Here is a 17,412-nt window from a genome sequence, read left to right as displayed (position 1 = left end):
GGTCACGCCCCTTGCTCTGCGATGTCGTCCATGGCGGCCGCGCAGCCGCAGCTGTCGTCGTCGACGACGCCCACGCTGATGGCTCCCGCGGCCCGCCGCCGGCCTTCGTCGCTGCGTGTCAGCTCGGTGGCGACGTCTGTGCCCTCCGCCACGGCGGCGGCCTCCGCGGCGGCCCAGTTGAAGACGCCTCGCGCCATCGTCGAGGTCTCCGCCGCCGCCCGACGGGTGAAGACCTCGGCCCGGATCCGGGCCACGTCGGGGTCGGCGGGTGCGGCCAGCGCGGCGGTCTCTGCCAGGTGTGTCGCGAGACGCAGCTCGCCACGGGAGAGCAGCCGCCCGGCCCGGTCCGCCAGCGCCCGCGCACCGCCGGCGGCCTCGGCGAGTTCGGCGGCCAGCGCGGCCTCGGGGGCCGGCTTGAGGTTGGCGGGGTTCTGGTCGTACCAGCCGCCCCACAGTCGCCACAGGTTGCGTACCACGAACTCCGGCTCGTCGTAGGCCGGGTGCAGGTACGGCTTCTCCAGGAGGCCCGGCGGAACCTTCACCCCGTGCAGCACCTCGTCGAGGCGGGCACCGGCGTTCATCAGGTCCCGCGTCTGGTCGCACAGGGACTCAAGCAGCTCAGCCGTGTCGCCGAGAGCCTGGCGGATACGGCCGGCGCCGATGATCGGCACGCCGTGTCCGGGGAGCAGGACCTCGGCGCCGAGTTCCTGCATGGCGCGCAGTGCCGCTGCCCACTCCACCGGGTGGCGCTGCACCTTCTGCGGGTTGCCGGCGTTGGGCGAGTTCCAGATGAACAGGTCTCCGGTGCACAGGGTCTTCAGCTCCGGGATCCACACGTAGGTGTGGTCGTCCGTCTCGCCGCGTGCGTGCACCAGCTCGAAGGTCAGCTCCCCCTTGCGCAGGGTCAGACGGTCGCGGTAGGTGGTGTCCGGGTAGCGGTACTCCGTCGGCCAGTTCAGGGAGGGTACGCCGAACTGGCGGCGGTTGATCCAGGTGTTGTAGCCGGCCGTCTCGCGGTAGCGGTCGAAGCGCGCCGCCACGGCCTCGTGCGCGACGACCTCCGGGAGCGCCGTGCCGCTGTCGGCGGCCTCCCGGTCGAAGGGGCCCACGCCGAAGACGTGGTCGACGTGGCCGTGGGTGTACACCACGGTGGTCACCGGTGCCTGTGAGCGGCCGCGCACCGCGTCGTGCAGCCGGCTCGCCGTACGGAAGTCGCCCGAATCGACCAGCACCAGACCGTCCCCGGTGTCGAACACCGCTACGTTCGCGAAGGCCGGGAAGAAGCCGGTCCGCTCGGCGACCCTCACGAGTCCGCCGCCGGCGAACTCTCCGGTGACGTGGGCCAGCAGAGACTCCTCCCCGCGCCAGACCCGGTCCGCGTACTCCATGTAACCGCTGCCATTGTGTTCCGTCATAGTTTCCGGCTCCTATACGTCACCGTGGAAGGCACCGTCCCGCGCCCCTCGTCTGGCCCGCTGATCTCTGTAGAGTCTGGGGCGGAGCCCGACGACGGGATATCCGCCGCCTTCACAGTCGTTGACGGCATACGCTGTGATCCGTCACATTGCCCGGGAGGACCTCCGGTGCCGAGCACCCCACCGCCCGAAGCCCCCGGCACGCGTCCGGCTCTGTCGCCCGAGGCCCGGGCGCTCGCCGCCCGGTGCGAGAGCCGTGTCAACGAGCTCGCCCGCCGCATGGCCCGGGAATCCTTCGAACGGCTTCCCGGATACAGCGAGCTCCCCAACGACGTGAAAGACGTGGAGGTCGCCGCAACAGTCCGGCACGGGCTGCGTCTCTTCCTGCACCGCGTACGCGACGGGCGGGACGACGACGGGGACTACCACCTCTTCCGGGAACGCGCCGCCCAGCGCGCCGACGAAGGCATGCCCCTGCACACGCTGCTGCGCAGCCACTCGACAGCCGTCCACGTCCTCTGGCAGGCCCTCAGGGACGAGACCGCCGCCGGGGAGGAGACCGCGCTCCTGGAACTCGTCGACCTCCTCCTGCGCGGCCACGAGGCCGTCATCGGAGCCGTCGCCGAGACCTATCTCGACGAGCGAGCGGCGCTCTTCGCCGAACGCCGCGAACACCACCGGTCACTGGTACGGGGCCTGCTGGACGGCTCCCTGCCTCCCGCTCGGGCCTTCGAGGGGCTGGGACTCGAAGGCCCCACCCTCGTCGTCCACCTGCATGTTCCGTGCGAGCGGGGTCCCGAGGCCTCGGCCGTGGCGGAGCGCCGGCGGACGCGCCGGGTCCAGACCGTCCTGGACCGCACCTTCGGCGCGGGGGCCGCGTCCCTGCTCGGCGCCGACGGCGGACATGTGGTCGCCCCTCGGCGGCCGGACGACACCGACGGCGTCCGCGCCTGCGAGGAACTGGTTGTCCGGCTCCGGCAGGTCTGCGGAGACGACGCCCGCGTGGCCGCGGTCACCGCCGCCACCCCTCGGGACGTGCCGACCGCTGCCCGCACCGCCACCGATATCGTCCGGGTAGCCCGCGCCTGCGGACGCCCCGCCGGCGTGCACCGCATGGACGACGTCCTGCTGGAGTACCACCTCTCCCGCCATGACGAGAGCAGCACCCGCATCGCCGCCCTCCTCGATCCCCTCGGCGACCGGCCCGAACTCATCGAGACGCTGCGCGTCCACATCGAGCACCGCCACGAACGGCGCAGCACCGCGCACCGGCTGGGGCTGCACCCCAACACCGTGGACAACCGGCTGGCGAGGATCACCGAGCTCACCGGCCTCGACATCGCCTCCCCCCGAGGGAACGCCCTGGCCCTGGCCGCCCTGCTGCTGCGCGGCGACGCTACCCGGTGACCCTCCCGGGACCAGAGATCGCGGTCGTGCGTGACGGAGGCGGTGCCGCGGCCGAGTGCACCGGGTTCTCGCCGGGTGCCGGCTCCGTGCGTCGCGAGGAGCGGTCCCCATCCGCGTGTACCGCGTAGTTCGCGAGGTGGAGCAGCGGTGGCCGGACTTCGGCGTAGACGTCGAGCGGGTCGCCGCGGGCGGGATCCAGGTCGGTGAATGATCAGAGTTCGATGACGGGTGCCGAGGTCGAGGGAGGAGGTCCTGGCCGATCCGGAGTGGGCGGACAAGCTCACCGGCGCGGACCGCAGGACGCCGTCGCCGCTGTTCTGGACCCATGTGAGGCCGTACGGCCGGTTCGAGCCCGACATGAACAGCCGCCTCGATCCGGACTGTCCATCCGGGCGACGGTGCCCGGCCCGCGCACCCCGCAGCGGTGGGTGGTGTGACATCGGCCCGGAGGCCGCACCGATGTCGCACCGTCCGCTCTGTGAGCCGTCAAGCCTTACCAGGCTTGTCCCTCGGGGAGGCGGGTGATGCCGGGAGCGGACAGGTGCAGCACCTCGTAGCACTCGGTGGCTGCCTCTGCCGGTGCCACAGCGTCCTCCCACAGGACGAACCGCATCAGCTGCCAGGACTGGGGGTCAAAGGCAAGGGCGACGGTGTGTACGTCCTCGCGGCGAGCGATCCCGCGCAGCTCCTCGGCCTCCCGTTCGATCAGCGCGGCAAGGCCGAGGCCGGTGGCGTCGTGGTCGGAATCGGCAGGGATCGGAGTGAGGCGACGGGAGGCCGCCCGGGGGAATGCCTTGCGGGCGGGGCCGGCAAGGCAGGCGATGCCGGCCCAGTGGAGTACGGCAGGGCGCCCGAAGTCGCGGACGATGTTCTGGAATCCGCCCCCGCCGACGAGGAAGTGGGCCATCGCGCCGGTGTCGTTCCACAGGTAGAAGGGCGCGTACTGATTGACCGGAGAGCCGTCGACACCACGCTCGCGGATGACGTACGCCTTCAGGCCCAGTCCGGCGCGGTCGTCGAGGACGTGGCCGCCGGCGGCCACCCGCTTGCGGATGATCCCCATGTCGTAGTCGGCAGGCAGGGTGATCTCGTACTGCTTGGCGTGCATCAAGGGTGCGGCCCTTCTTGATGGTCAGACGGTCGGCAGACCAGCGAGGTATGCGCTGTGGGGTCACGGGTGCGCCACGTTCGGCTTCGGTGCCGCCCCCGGAGGTCTCCTGGATGGCCAGGCGGGTCATGAAGATCGCGGGAGCGGCGCCGCGCCGGTGCCACCTTCCGGGGGGATGCGCGATCTCCTCGACCCGACCCGGGCGGCTCCGACGGCGCACTGAGACGATGCGGCGGCACTGCCGGTGACGGGCGGGAGAACACGCGTGAAGGCGAACGTCCCTCTACTCGCGGGCGATCGAGGTGTGCGCGGCCAGCAGGCCCAACACCCCGGCAATCGCTTGGTCGAACGGGGCCACGGAGTCGGCGGCGCGGGCCAGCACGTAGCCGCCCTGCAGAACAGCGACGATCGTCGCGGCGGTGGCTCGCGGGTCCAGTGCGGCGTCCAGCTCACCGCTTCCACGTCCCTCGGCCACGACCTCGGCGAGACGTCCGCGCAGCCAGGCAAGGGTCTCCTCGACGGGCGCCCGCAGGGCCGGGTCGGCCATGAGGTCCGGATCCTGCGTGAGACCTCCGATCGGGCAGCCCTTGAGGACCTCCCGTTCGCGGAGCAGATACGAGGTGATCCGTTCCACGGCGGTACCGGGAGCGGAGAACTGCGCTTCGGCCTTGGCGCGCATTTCCTCAGCGGTACGGCTGATCGCGGCGAGTGCCAGATCAGGCTTGCCCGCGAAGTGGTGGTACATGCTGCCCTGTCCGGCTCCGGCCCGCTGCTGGATGGCCTTGGGGCTGGTAGCGGCGTAGCCGCGCTCCCAGAGCAGTTCCCGGGTGCTTTCGATGAGTCGTTCCGCGGTACCCATACCACGATTGTACATACTAGTAGGTACAACTTCTCGGAGAGGACCAGCACTCGGGTCCGGGTCCGCACCCAGTGCGAGACCCTCGGCGGGGGCGGGCTTCATCGGCATTCGCGGTCGCAGGCCCCGGCACACCCTGCCGGGGCCTGCGGCCGTCGAGCCGGGACGTGGGGCGGCCGACCCCGCTATCCCTGGCCTCTCGTCCCGTGGCCGCCGTCCCCCCGGCGCCCGCGGAGCACGAGGAGCGAGGCCCCCGCAGACAGGACCAGCACGCTGCCGGCCGTGATGTCGAGGATCTTGCTGCCCAGCTCGACCTGGGTGTTCTGCAGGCCGAGCAGGAAGGGCGCGACGATCATCCAGGCCCCCAGTACCCCGACGATCAGGTCGGAGCGCACGCTGCTGCCGCTGTAGAGCCGGCGCCCGACGACGAACAAGAGGATCACCCCGACGATCACCTCGTTCACCTGGGCGTCCTTCGGGCCGTCCTGCCAGCCCATCGGGAGGATGGTGAGGGCCACGGCCGCGAGCAGCATCGGCAGGCTCAGGAGCTGATCGTGGACGGCGACGCGCAGTCCCTGCCTGGTGACCGCGTCTTTCGCTATGTAGTGGTGGTTATAGGTACTCATGCCGGACTCCTTTCGCACCGCCCGGCAAGTGCCCACCCCTCGTCAGCTCATTCGCGGGTGCGTCTCAGCGGCATGCCGGTGCCGTGCGCCCCGCACCGCGGTCACGTCGGAGGGCGGGTCCACGCCGGGGCGGCGGAGGAGAGCCGGAGGGCGAGGATGCCGGTGACGACGAGTACGGCGAGCGCCGCGCCCAGGGTGACGGCGACGGAGGTCCTCAGCAGCAGGGCGGCGCCGCCGAACGCGCCGAGGACCATGGCCAGCACCGAGAGAACCCGGCGGCCCCGGTGCGGTCCCGTCGCTCCGGGCCCGGAGTCCGCCGCCAGCCCGGTCAGGGTCGTGGTCAGTACGGTCGTGCTGATGTCGGGGACGCCGAGGCCTCGCGCCACGGCGTTCTGCAGGCCCATCGCCGCGCCGAGAAGCGCGATCAGCGTGTACCGGGCGGTGTCCGGCAACGGCCCGTGTGCCGACGCCGCCGTGACGACGGCCGCGGTGAGGAGCACGGACTGGATCCCCGTGCCGAGGGTGAGCAGATGGCCGCGGTGCCGGGCGAACCGGGTGCCGAGCCGGCCGCCTGCGAGCGCACCTGCGAGGAAGGCGGCCATCGACACGGCCGCGGCGGGAGCGGAGAGCGTCGCGGCGCCCGCGAGGGCGAAGCCGAGGAAGACGACGTTGCCCGTCATGTTGGCGACGAAGACGTGGCCGAGTGCCAGGTAGCTGACCGCGTCGACCATGCCGGTCAGCAGGGTCAGTGCGAGAAGTAGCGGCGGCAGCGGGCCGTGCCGATCACCGTGCGGCGGCACCAGCGTCCGTGCCAGATCGGTCAGCAGCCCGCGCACACCGGCTCCGGTCTCGGTCATGGCCGGCGGGGAGGGTGTCAGCGCCGCAGCAGGGCGCAGACGAAGTCCTCCTGAACGGGGCGGAGCTTGGCCAGCAGCCCGGGCTTGAGCGTCTTGCTGGTCTGGGTGTTGATCGAGAACGTGAGGGAGCGCTTGCCGTCCTGTGTGGCGACGGCCAGCTGGGTGTAGCCGGGGAAGTTGCCGGTGTGGCCGTAGACCGTGCCGCAGCGCGTCGTGTAGCGGAAGATCGCCAGGCCGGCCGCGTTGACTCCGGGCCCGGCGGGCTCCGAGGCGGCGCCGGGGATGAAGTCCCGCTGCCGGCGCCGGACCTCTTCGGAGAGGTAGTGGCGGCCGCCCGCCCAGGCCCGGATGAACGAGTTGAGGTCCTTGGGCGTGGCGACGATGCCGCCGGAGGCCCAGACTCCGGAGGCGCCGATGGCCTCGCTGATGTCCTCGGGCGGGGCGGGCGGGGTGACGTCGTAGCCGTGGATGTAGGGCCTCGGCATGCGATAGCCCTGCGGGAGGCTGGTCTGCCGCAGGTCGAGGGGCCGGTACACGAGCTGTTCCAGCAGCTGCTCGTACGGCCGTCCCGTCACCGCCTCCGCCATCAGCGCGACGGCGATGTTGTCGGAGTTCGAGTACAGGTACCGCGATCCGGGCGGGAACTCCAGCGGCTCGTCGGCGACGAAGTCGAGCAGCCTGCGCGAGTCGAAGTGATGCCTCGGGTCGGCGACCAGGATCTCGACGAAGGACGGGGCCGTCGAGAAGTCGGGGAGCCCGCTGGTGTGACTGAGCAGCTGGCGGAGGGTCACCTGGTGCCAGGCGGCGGGCAGGGTGGGCAGGTGCTTGCCGATGGTGTCGTCGAGGCGCAGGCGGTGCCGGTCCACCAGGCGCAGGGCGACCGCGCCGCTGTACGCCTTGGCGACGCTCGCGAGTCGCATGTGGTCGTTCGCGCGCGGCGGCCTGCCGCTCTTCGTGTCGGCGACGCCTGCGCGGTAGACCGTCGTGCGGTCGTTCACCTGCATCAGGGCGATCACCCCGGGAGGCCCGCCGTCCGTCCGGACGAGGTCGTTCAGCTGCTTCTGCAGGGACTTGTCCGGCGGCTGCGGCGTCTCGGACGCCCCTACGGGCTGGGCGAGGGCGCCGAGCGCCGCGGTGACGGACAGGACGGCGACGGACGGTCGCAGACGTCCGCGCGAACGGGCGGGAACTCCAGAGCGTGCCGACACAGGCCCTCCTTCTCGTGAACGGCTGAACGGCGGGTGCCCGGCGGACGGGCAATCGGCCAGTGCGATCCGCCCCAGCATCGGACGCCCCTCCGACGGCCGCCCTTCCGCTGCTCCATACGGCCGAGACCCCTTCCGATCGTGGGCCGCCGAGGCGCGTGAGGCGGGGGCGGTGCGGGGCCGGCCGGGAGAGACGGGAAGGCCGGCCGGTCGACACTGCGTCTCAGGACCCAGGGGCCCCCGGATCGCCGCCGGGACCCCGTTCGCGGGGGACGGCCCGTCGGGGCGGCGGAGCGTGCACGGGTGCCGACGACCGCGGCGTCACCCTCCTGGCCCTGATTGCCGGGCCTCCGGAAGCGCTAGGTATAGGGACATGAGCAACGAGAACGCAGCACCCGATGCCCTGAAGGCGAAACACCGTGCGATGTGGGCGCTGGGCGACTATCCCTCCGTGGCGTCGCAGGTCATCCACGAGCTGGGCGGCGAGCTGGTGCGGGAGTGCGGTGTCCGCCAGGGAGACCGGGTCCTCGACGTCGCGGCCGGCTCGGGCAACGCGGCCATCCCGGCCGCCCTCGTCGGCGCCGACGTCGTCGCCTCCGACCTCACCCCCGAACTCCTGGAGGTCGGTCGTCACCTCGCCGAGGTGCGCGGAGCTCGGCTCGACTGGCGGGAGGCGGACGCGGAGGCCCTTCCCTTCGCGGACGGCGAGTTCGACACGGTGATGTCCTGCGTGGGCGTCATGTTCGCGCCGCACCACCAGCAGACGGCCGACGAACTGGTCCGGGTCTGCCGCCCGGGCGGCACGATCGGCCTGATCAACTGGACCCCCGAGGGGTTCATCGGAAAGATGTTCGCCGCGATGCGCCCCTACGCTCCCCCGCCGCCGCCCGGTGCCCAGCCGCCGCCGCTGTGGGGCGACCCCGAGCACGTGCACTCCCTGCTCGGGGATCGCGTGACCGACGTCCACGCCCGCCGGCAGCAGTTGCGCGTCGACCGGTTCGCCCGGCCTGAGGAGTTCCGGGAGTTCTTCAAGACCTGCTACGGGCCGACCATCGCCACGTACCGCTTCATCGGGGAGGACCCCGACCGGGTGGCCGCCCTCGACACGGCCCTCGACGACCTGGCCGCGCACCACCTCGCCGACGGCGCGATGGAATGGGAGTACCTCCTGGTCACGGCTCATCGGACGGGCGCGTAGGAAGGCAGGCCGCAGCAGGAAGGGACCGCACGACCGGAGGCGGCCACGATCCGGCCCGTTTCCGCGAGCGCCTGCGAGGCCGACGGCGCCTCGCGTCGGCCGGACGGGCGGCCGCGGCCCTCTGCGACGCGCTTCAGCTCAGCGTCTGTACCGCTGCCGCGTCGTACGGCTTGAGCTCGTCGGTCCGCCCAGCCAGGACCTTGGCCGCCCACTCCGGGTCCTGGAGCAGTGCGCGGCCGACGGCCACCATGTCGAACTCGTCGCGCTCCAAGCGGTCGAGGAGGTCGTCGATGCCCTGGACTGGAGCGCCCTCGCCCGCGAAGGCATGGATGAAGTCGCCGTCGAGACCGACCGAGCCGACCGTGATGGTGGGCCTGGCGGTGAGCTTCTTGGTCCAGCCCGCCAGGTTCAGGTCCGAGCCTTCGAACTCCGGGACCCAGTGGCGGCGGGTGGAGGCGTGGAAGGCGTCGACGCCGGCCGCGGCGAGGGGGGTCAGGATCGCCTCCAGCTCCTGCGGGGTCTGGGCGAGCCGCGCGTCGTAGGCGTCCTGCTTCCACTGCGAGAAGCGGAAGATCACCGGGAACTGGGACGACACGGTCTCGCGGACCGCGGTCACGATCTCGGCCGCGAACTTCGTACGGGCCACCGGGTCGCCGCCGTAGGCGTCGGTACGGCGGTTCGTCCCCGCCCAGAGGAACTGGTCGAGGAGGTAGCCGTGGGCGCCGTGCAGTTCGATGCCGTCGAAGCCGATGCGCTCCGCGGCCGCGGCGGCTTCGGCGAAGGCGCCGATGACGTCGTCCAGGTCGCTCTGGGTCATCGTCCTGCCCGCGCCCTCGGTGCCGTCGGGGCGGATGCCGGAGGGGCCCATCGCCGGGGCGTCGGCGTAGGGTGCCTGGCCCTGCCGGCGAACCATCCCGATGTGCCACAGCTGCGGCACGATCGTGCCGCCCGCCGCGTGCACGGCTTCGGCGACCTTCGCCCACCCCGCCAGCTGCTCCTCGCCGTGGAATCGCGGCACACGGTCGCTCTGGCCGGCCGACTCGTGGCCGACGTACGTCCCCTCCGTGACGATCAGGCCGACGCCCGCGGCTGCCCGGCGGGCGTAGTACGACCGCACGTCGTCGCCCGGGACGCCCCCGGGGGAGAACATGCGCGTCATGGGCGCCATCACGATGCGGTTCGGGACGGTCAGGCCGTTCAGCGTGACGGACCGGGACAGGATCTCGGCCGCGCGGGAGGTGGGGGACGCGGTGACGGTCACAGGGACGCTCCTCGAGGCGATTACTTGATAACCTTGATGCTTGAGAACTTCATGCAATGTAGGACAGTAAAAGGCTAATGCTTGAGGTAGTCAAGTATTTTCGGTTAGAGTGGCTCCCATGACAGAAGCTCCCCGCGTCGACACGGCCCAGCTGATGGAGCTGCTCTCCGTGGCGCTCGGTGTCTACTACGGCGACTTCACCGTCGCCGCGGCGAGCGAGAACCTCACGGTGAGCCAGGGCAAGACCCTGACCGCGCTCCGCCGGGGACCGGCCGCGATGCGCGCACTGGCCGAGAACATGACCTGCGACGCGTCCAACATGACCGGGATCATCGACCGGCTGGAGAAGCGCGGCCTGGTGCGCCGCGAAGCCGCCGCCTCCGACCGGCGCGTCAAGAACGTCATCCTCACCGCCGAGGGAGAGCGCGTCACCGACGCGATCCGCGCGAAGATGCGCACGACGCGGGAGGGCCTGGACAGGCTCGAAGGCGATGACCGGGACCTCCTGCACGCCCTGCTGGAACGGGTCTTCGTCCGCCCTTCCGACGCCTGACCCGCGCCCCCCTTCACCTCCGGCTGCCCGGGCCCCCGCTCCCCGTTCGACGCCCCTCTCCCCCGCCGACGGAACCTCCTTCGCGTTCGCGCCGCGCCGCGCCCCCCTCAGCATGCCTGTCCGCCGACGGGCGGCGGACATGCGTCCGCACCGCAGGGGAACCGGCTTGCGCGTTCCAAGAGCCGACGCCGGTGACGCTATGAGGTCGGGCACCTCGCGCACCGACAGGACCTCCTCCCGGCGCCATGACTCGGATGCCGCGCCTTCGTCGGCATTTCGCACGCCCGGATTCTGGCATTCTGGGGCGTTGTATACCGGATCTGCCCAGAGAACGTCCTCGAGGGGTGCGCTTGAACACGGCGAAGCGGAACGGCACGACGAGGACCGCCGCCGGGGTCTCGGCCGCGGTGCTTCTCCTTCTGACCGGGTGTGAGGTGCCCGGCATGCCGGAGGTCTACCGGCCGGCCCGGCCCGCCGCCGGAGGGCCGTACACCTTCTACGTGAGCCCCGACGGCGACGACCGGAACGACGGCATGTCGCCGGAGAAGCCCTGGCGGACGCTCGACCACGCCGACGGGGCGCGCTACCGGCCCGGCGACCGACTGCTGCTCAAGGGGGGCGAACGGTTCCGCGGCAGCCTCTCGCTGGGCAGGGAGGAGGCGGGCAGCCCGACGCGGCCTGTCGTGATCGCTTCGTACGGCACCGGCCGCGCCACCGTCGCTCCGCGGGGCACGTCCGGCATCACCGTGCACGACACCGCCGGCGTGGAGATCAGGAACATCGCGCTGGTCGGCGACCGCAAGGCGCTGCGCGAAGGAGTGGGGATCGCCTTCCGGAACACGCTCCCCGGCGCCCGTCGACTCGATCACGTCAGACTCAGCAACGTGGAGGCCCGGGGCTTTCAGAACGGCATCAGCGTCGGCGCGGAGAAGGACGCCGCCGCCGGCTACGGCGACGTGCGGATCACCGATGTCGCCGTGCACCACAACCTCGAGGCGGGACTGGTCTTCTACGGGCCCGCGTTCAGGCCCGACCGCCCCGCCTACGCGCACGCGGGGCTCCGGATCGAACGGGTCAGGGCGTACTCCAACGCCGGCGACCCGCGGAGCGAGGACCGCAACACCGGCAGCGGCATCGCGCTCGGCAGCGTCCGGGACGCCACGGTGACGCGCTCGGAGGCGCACGACAACGGCGCACGCTCCGCCGCCGGCGCGGAGGAGGGACCCGAGGGCATCTGGGTGTACGACTCCACGCGCGTGGTGCTGGAGAAGAACAGCTCCTACCGCAACCGCACGGGCTCATGGGTCGACGGCGGCGGTTTCGGCCTCGACAACAACGTGTCGTCCTCGGTGATGCAGTACAACCTCGCGTACGGCAACGACGGGCCGGGGTTCCTCGTCTACTCCGGTCAGCCGACCGGCGCCCACAAGGACAACGTCGTCCGCTTCAACATGAGCTGGGACGATGCGCGCAAGCTGCCCGAGTACGGTGGCATCGTCGCCTACGGCTCCCGCATGACGAACCTGGACATCTACCACAACACGGTCGTGATGCGGACCGAGGGCCTGCCCTCCGCGCAGGCCGCGGGGAACCGGCCGCCGGCGCTCCGGCTGCGCGACGGCATGCGCGACGTGCGCGTCCACAACAACATCTTCGCCACCGACGGCGGCCCCCTGGTCGAGACCCAGTCGGCGTACGGCCCGAACACGCTCCGGCTCCAGGGCAACGACTATTACAGCTCGGGCGCGTGGCTGCTGAGGTGGGGCACGGAGCGCTTCACGTCGCTGGACGGCTGGCGCACCGCCTCCCGCCAGGAGATGCTGGACGGCCGGGCGACCGGCTCGACCGACGACCCCTGCCTGCCCGGCCTGGCCGCTCCGATCAGTCAGCCGGCGAGCGCCGGGGACCTGGTGCCGCGCTGCCAGGACACGGTGCCCGTGGGCCTCGCCCCGAAGGCCTTGGGCGTCGACCTGGGCACGGTCGACTACTTCGGCAACCAGGTCCCGAAGGCGCTGACGGTCGGAGCCGTACAGTCCGTCGTCGGGCCGGGCACGGCCGGCTGAGCCGGACGACGCGCGGCCCTGCCTCCCGGCCGAGAGCCGGGAGGCAGGGCTGATCCGTTCCACCCCGGGGAGCGTCGGGAAGGGTCGGCGTCCGTCCGTGGGGCGGGGGCCGCGGCGTCCGGTGCGTGCGATCGCGCGGCGGAGGAGGGAGACATGGCGGAGCCATGGCGACCGACGACCACGCGGCTGGGTGCACCTCCCGTGCCCGAAGGGCTACGAAAGAGTGCGTGCAGGGCGCCGCAGACCGGGCGAGACCGACCGGAAACGACCCGCCTAGGCCCTGGTGGCCGGGACCGCCGTCGGCACCGCCGCCGCGGTGCGGCCAGGCTCACCGGCCGGGGTAGCGATCGTGGACCGCAGCGGCTCCCCGTCCCGGCCGGTCGACAGCCGGTCGGACAGCGCGCCCGTCGGCCCGTCCGGCAGCGGATCCGGCAGCCGGTCCGTCGGGGCGGGGCGGCCCAGGGCCTTGACGGTCCAGCCGGCCGCCCGCCACTCGTCGTGCGCGAGCGCGTTGCGCCCGTCGAGGAGGACCGGCTCGCGCACCACGCGGGCCAGCTTGACCGGGTCCACCTCGCGGTACTCGCCCCACTCGGTGAGGTGGAGGACGAGTTCCGCGTGCCGGCACGCCGTCAACAGGTCCGCTGTGTGCTGCAGCTCCGGGTGGGCCCGCCGGGCGTTCGCGGTGCCCTCCGGGTCGTGTACGCGGACCTCGGCGCCCAGCCGGTGCAGCGCCGCCGCGACCGCCAACGCCGGCGAGTCGCGGACGTCGTCGCTGTTCGGCTTGAACGTGGCGCCCAGGACGGTCACCCGGCGGCCGGCCGCGCCGCCGCCGAGCAGCCGGCGGGCCAGGGCGACGGTCCGGTCCCGCTGCCGCTCGTTGATCGCGTCGACCTGGTCGAGGAACGCCACCGCGGGCCCGACGCCGAGCTCCTGGGCCCGCGCGGTGAAGGCCCGGATGTCCTTGGGCAGGCAGCCGCCGCCGAAGCCCACGCCTGCGTTGAGGAACCGCCGGCCGATCCGGCTGTCGTGGCCCAGGGCGTCGGCGAGGGTGACCACATCCGCGCCCGCCGCGTCGCAGACCTCGGCCATGGCGTTGACGAACGAGATCTTGGTGGCGAGGAAGGAGTTGGCCGCCACCTTCACCAGCTCGGCCGTGTTCGGGTCCGTGCTGATGTACGGGACCCCCGCCCCCAGGATCGGGGCGTACACCCGGCGCAGCGTCTCGTCGGCCTCCCTGCTGGTCACCCCCGCCACGAGCCGGTCGGGCCGCAGCGTGTCCTCGACCGCGAAGCCCTCGCGCAGGAACTCGGGGTTCCATGCCACCTCGGCCCGCACGCCGGCCGGTGTGAGCCCCGCGAGGCGTGCGGCCAGGCGCGCGGTCGTGCCCACCGGGACGGTCGACTTGCCGACCACCAGGCACGAGGCGGGCAGATGCGGCGCGAGCCCGTCGGCGACGGCGTCCACGTACCGCAGGTCGGCCGCCTGGGATCCGGCCTGCTGCGGCGTGCCCACGCAGATGAAGTGGACCTCGCCGTGCACCGCCGCCTCGCGCAGGCTGGTGGTGAAGCGCAGGCGCCCGGAGGCGAGCGCCCGGGTCAGGACGTCGCCGAGGCCCGGTTCGTAGAACGGCGGCCGGCCCTCGGTGAGGGCCGTGATCTTCTCGACGTCGACGTCCACACCGACGACGTCGTGACCGATCTCGGCCATGCACGCGGCGTGCACGGCTCCGAGGTATCCCGTACCGATGACGGTCAAGCGCATGCGCTGTTCTCCTGTCTGGGCGGAGGGGTACGGGAGGTGTCAGGGGGCGTAGCCGTACGGGTTCTGCTGCTGGAAGTTCCACGCGTCGCGGCACATCGCGGTCAGGTCACGCCGCGCGGTCCAGCCCCAGGCCGCGGCGACCCTCGCCGGATCGGCGACGAGTTCGGCGACGTCCCCTGGCCGGCGTCCGCTCACCCGGTACGGGATCGGCCGCCCCGAGACCTGCTCGAAGGTGCGCACGAGGTCGAGGACGGACGCGCCGCGCCCGGTGCCGAGGTTGAAGACCCGCATCCCGGGCTCGTCGTCGATGTGGTCGAGGGCCACGCGATGTCCCTCGGCGACGTCGACGACGTGCACGTAGTCGCGGATCCCGGTGCCGTCCGGCGTGGGGAAGTCGTCGCCGAAGACGCTGAGCTCCTCGCGGCGTCCGCCGGCGACCTGGGTGAGGAACGGCATGATGTTGTTCGGCACGCCGAGCGGGTCCTCGCCGAGCAGTCCGCTGGGGTGGGCGCCGACGGGATTGAAGTACCGCAGCGCCAGCACCCGCAGTCCCGGCACGTGCCGGCACAGGTCGGCCAGGATCCGCTCGCAGGTCCGCTTGGTGGTGGCGTAGGGGTTCGTCGGGGCGACCGGGGACTCCTCGGTCAGCGGGACGATGGCGGTGTCGCCGTAGACCGAGCAGGACGAGGAGAACACCAGCCTGTGGACCCCGTGGTCGTGCATCGCCGAGACCAGGGCCGTGGTGCCGCCGACGTTGATGTCGTAGTACGTGAGCGGGATCCGCACCGACTCCCCGACGGCCTTCTTCGCCGCGAAGTGGACCACCGCGTCGATCGGGTGGCTCGCGAAGACGGTGTCCAGGGCGCGCCGGTCCCGCACGTCCGCGGTGTGGGCCGCGGCGATCGGCCGGCCCGCGATCTTCGCGACGCGTTCGAGTGCCTGGGGGGAGCTGTTGGAGTGGTCGTCGAGCACGACGACCTCGTGGCCGGAGCGGAGCAGTTCGACACAGGTGTGGCTGCCGATGAAACCGGCGCCGCCGGTGACCAGGACCGTCTGGGGCACGGGAAATCTCATTTCTCGATCGGCCGCGGGGGCCGTCACCAGGCGTAGAAGCCGGTGAGGTAGGTGGGGAAGAGGGCGACGGCGAGTCCCAGCGGCAGCAGGCACAGCAGGCCGGCGGCGAGCGGGAGCGCGGCCGTGCGCAGCGCGCGGAGGGCGGAGGCACCGGTCGCGCGCGCGGTCTCCTTGACGTGGAGCGCGCCGATCGCGAGGGTCACGACGCTGTACGAGGCGGAGCCCAGGATGCACAGGAAGACGTAGCCGACGGCGGGACCGGTGAGCTGGCCGACCAGGGCCGAACCCGACAGGAAGGTGGTGATGAGCAGGTAGGGGGCGACGGAGCGCAGCTGGAGCGGTTCCAGGCCGTCGCGCTTCTTCGGCGTGACCTTGAAGGTGATCTGACGGGGCCGCAGTTTCTGCGTCACCGCGGCGAGCACGCCCCACGCGACGTAGGGCCAGCGGGAGAGCCCGAAGAGCCAGATCTCCCAGCTGAAGACGGCGGAGTCCTTGGGGCGGAGCAGACCGCGGCGGCGGCAGAGCAGCGTCAGCAGGATCAGCCAGACGGACATGCTCCAGAAGTGCGCCAGGAAGTCGGCGTAGTCGACGTCGATCCAGGGGGCGCCCGTGATCGCGGCGATCGGCGGCAGCAGGATGCCCATGACGGTGGCCACGGCCAGCAGCGGGTAGTACATCAGCGCGGCGCCGAAGCGCAGCCGCAGCTTGGGGGACATCCGGCCCAGGTGGCGCGGCAGCATGCCCAGCAGCATCACGGCCAGGCTGCGGGACCACTGGAACTCCTGGGTGATCATCGCGCCGAAGGTGAGCGGACCCTCGCCGTGCGCCTCCGCGTCGATCGCGAACGCGCCCTGCCAGCCGGCCGAAGTGAGCAGGAAGGTGGTCGAGAAGTCCTCGGCGAGCTCGGGGCCGAGACCGCCGATGTCGCGGAGCGCCTGGGTGCGGACGGCGTAGTGCGAGCCGATGCACACGGGTGCGAGGCCGGCGGAGTGTCCCAGTTGCACGGGCCCGTGGAACATGGCCTCGCGCTGCAGCCGGCCCCGGGCCGCCCAGGAGTCGTCGGCGTTGGAGTCGCAGACACTGGGGGCGGCGACGTAGCCGATGGCGGGGTCGGCGAAGGGCCGTACCACCTCGGCGAGGTACCGGGGCCCGGGGACGTGGTCGCAGTCGAGCTGGGCGACCACGTCGTAGTGGGCGTAGCCCCAGTGGTCGTAGAAGAAGGCGAGGTTGCCCTCCTTGCACCGCGTGCGCCGCGGCCAGTCGGCCCGGTGGTAGTCGATGCGGCCGCGCCGGCAGGAGACGTTGACGCCGTGCTCCCAGCACCAGTCGAGGATCTCGTCGGTGGGGTCCTCGTCGCACAGCCAGACGTGGTAGCCGTACGGGAAGTCCTGGTCGAGCATCGCCTCCAGTGTGGTGCGAGCGAGGTCCCAGCTCTCCGACGGAGCGCGGGTCACGACGAACGCGGTGCGCAGCGCCGGTACGGCGACGGCCGGATCGAACCGCCGCATCCGGATCAGCGCGACGAGGAAGTGGACGGGCAGGTAGGTCAGGTACAGCAGCAGGGCGCTGTTGATGATCAGGCCGAGCCAGCCGATGCGGTGCGACGGCTGGAACCACCAGGTCCAGAACCAGACCAGGCAGGCCACCCAGCCGAGGGACAGCAGGGCGACGAGAACCCGGTCGGAGGGCGAGAACGCCCGCACGAAACTGGAGGGGAGAACGGTGAGCCGGCGCGACGGCAGCGCGAGGACGGGGCCGTCCGGGCCGATGGAGGCCACCGCACCGTTCGACAGGGCTCGGATCTCCTTGCCCAGCGCGTCCCATTCCTCCGGTGAGCCGGGGTCCGGGGACGGGAGGGGGAGTTCCTGGATGGTGCCGGTCCCGTGGCCGGGGCCTTGCTCCAACGACGTCATGGCAGCGAGTTCTCCAGGCGGTGCGGGCGGCGGGCCTTGGGGGGGGGACCGGGGGTTCCGGGGAGGTCCCGGGCGGTCTTCCCCGAGGGGACCCCCGGGGCCTTCCCCGAGGGGA

At 72.1% G+C, this 17,412-nt stretch carries 14 protein-coding genes and 1 pseudogene; 4 read left to right on the top strand and 11 right to left on the bottom strand.

All coding sequences use genetic code 11. The features are described 5' to 3' along the window. Window positions 1-2 precede the first annotated feature (2 nt). Entirely contained in the window at window positions 3-1,415 is a 1,413-nt protein-coding gene (locus tag AB0K65_RS25035) for an alkyl sulfatase dimerization domain-containing protein (protein WP_365720162.1), read from the bottom strand. 168 nt (window positions 1,416-1,583) lie between these two features. Here AB0K65_RS25035 and AB0K65_RS25030 point away from each other — a divergent pair, with 168 nt between their 5' ends. Then, window positions 1,584-2,822 (top strand): helix-turn-helix domain-containing protein, encoded by a 1,239-nt coding sequence (locus AB0K65_RS25030; RefSeq protein WP_365720160.1) that lies wholly within the window; start codon window positions 1,584-1,586, stop codon window positions 2,820-2,822. A gap of 79 nt (window positions 2,823-2,901) precedes the next feature. On the opposite strand, the pseudogene AB0K65_RS25025 reads toward AB0K65_RS25030, so the two are convergent. From AB0K65_RS25025 to AB0K65_RS25000, 6 genes and pseudogenes are all read right to left on the bottom strand, one after another. Next, window positions 2,902-3,021: pseudogene (locus AB0K65_RS25025) on the bottom strand (GNAT family N-acetyltransferase); the annotation flags it as partial. 294 nt (window positions 3,022-3,315) lie between these two features. Next, window positions 3,316-3,930: a DUF4865 family protein gene (locus AB0K65_RS25020; RefSeq protein ID WP_365720158.1), complete on the bottom strand. Its 615-nt coding sequence runs from the start codon at window positions 3,928-3,930 to the stop codon at window positions 3,316-3,318. Between the two features lie 283 nt (window positions 3,931-4,213). Further along, entirely contained in the window at window positions 4,214-4,789 is a 576-nt protein-coding gene (locus AB0K65_RS25015) for a TetR/AcrR family transcriptional regulator (RefSeq protein WP_365720156.1), read from the bottom strand. Between the two features lie 182 nt (window positions 4,790-4,971). Continuing rightward, complete coding sequence (locus AB0K65_RS25010) at window positions 4,972-5,412, bottom strand: hypothetical protein (RefSeq protein WP_365720154.1); 441 nt, start codon at window positions 5,410-5,412, stop codon at window positions 4,972-4,974. Window positions 5,413-5,513: 101 nt separating this feature from the next. After that, a complete protein-coding gene (locus AB0K65_RS25005; protein WP_365720152.1) occupies window positions 5,514-6,269 on the bottom strand; it encodes a YoaK family protein in 756 nt (251 codons plus the stop codon). Window positions 6,270-6,286: 17 nt separating this feature from the next. After that, on the bottom strand, window positions 6,287-7,555 hold the full coding sequence (locus AB0K65_RS25000; protein WP_365720150.1) for a serine hydrolase domain-containing protein: 1,269 nt from the start codon (window positions 7,553-7,555) through the stop codon (window positions 6,287-6,289). Between the two features lie 292 nt (window positions 7,556-7,847). Here AB0K65_RS25000 and AB0K65_RS24995 point away from each other — a divergent pair, with 292 nt between their 5' ends. Beyond that, window positions 7,848-8,672 carry a class I SAM-dependent methyltransferase gene (locus tag AB0K65_RS24995; protein ID WP_365720148.1) on the top strand — a complete coding sequence of 275 codons (825 nt, stop codon included), beginning with the start codon at window positions 7,848-7,850 and terminating at the stop codon, window positions 8,670-8,672. Between the two features lie 133 nt (window positions 8,673-8,805). Here the strand turns inward: AB0K65_RS24995 and AB0K65_RS24990 are convergent, their stop codons facing one another. Beyond that, window positions 8,806-9,933 (bottom strand): NADH:flavin oxidoreductase, encoded by a 1,128-nt coding sequence (locus tag AB0K65_RS24990; RefSeq protein WP_365720146.1) that lies wholly within the window; start codon window positions 9,931-9,933, stop codon window positions 8,806-8,808. Window positions 9,934-10,051: 118 nt separating this feature from the next. Between AB0K65_RS24990 and AB0K65_RS24985 the strand changes: the two genes are divergently transcribed. Continuing rightward, a complete protein-coding gene (locus AB0K65_RS24985; protein WP_365720144.1) occupies window positions 10,052-10,486 on the top strand; it encodes a MarR family transcriptional regulator in 435 nt (144 codons plus the stop codon). 443 nt (window positions 10,487-10,929) lie between these two features. Next, window positions 10,930-12,549: a right-handed parallel beta-helix repeat-containing protein gene (locus tag AB0K65_RS24980; protein ID WP_365720142.1), complete on the top strand. Its 1,620-nt coding sequence runs from the start codon at window positions 10,930-10,932 to the stop codon at window positions 12,547-12,549. A 273-nt stretch (window positions 12,550-12,822) separates the two neighbouring features. Here the strand turns inward: AB0K65_RS24980 and AB0K65_RS24975 are convergent, their stop codons facing one another. From AB0K65_RS24975 to AB0K65_RS24965, 3 genes are read right to left on the bottom strand one after another with little or no spacing between them, the layout of a single operon-like run. Further along, window positions 12,823-14,310: a UDP-glucose/GDP-mannose dehydrogenase family protein gene (locus AB0K65_RS24975; RefSeq protein ID WP_365720140.1), complete on the bottom strand. Its 1,488-nt coding sequence runs from the start codon at window positions 14,308-14,310 to the stop codon at window positions 12,823-12,825. A 39-nt stretch (window positions 14,311-14,349) separates the two neighbouring features. Continuing rightward, on the bottom strand, window positions 14,350-15,372 hold the full coding sequence (gene galE, locus AB0K65_RS24970; protein ID WP_365720138.1) for a UDP-glucose 4-epimerase GalE: 1,023 nt from the start codon (window positions 15,370-15,372) through the stop codon (window positions 14,350-14,352). A 35-nt stretch (window positions 15,373-15,407) separates the two neighbouring features. Next, a complete protein-coding gene (locus tag AB0K65_RS24965) occupies window positions 15,408-17,297 on the bottom strand; it encodes a glycosyltransferase (protein WP_365720136.1) in 1,890 nt (629 codons plus the stop codon). Window positions 17,298-17,412: the final 115 nt, after the last annotated feature.

Source organism: Streptomyces sp. NPDC053755, from assembly GCF_040677675.1.
Classification (GTDB): Bacteria; Actinomycetota; Actinomycetes; order Streptomycetales; family Streptomycetaceae; genus Streptomyces.
The sequence above is the reverse complement of the archived record's forward strand: the minus strand, read 5'-3'. Positions and strand labels throughout refer to the sequence as shown.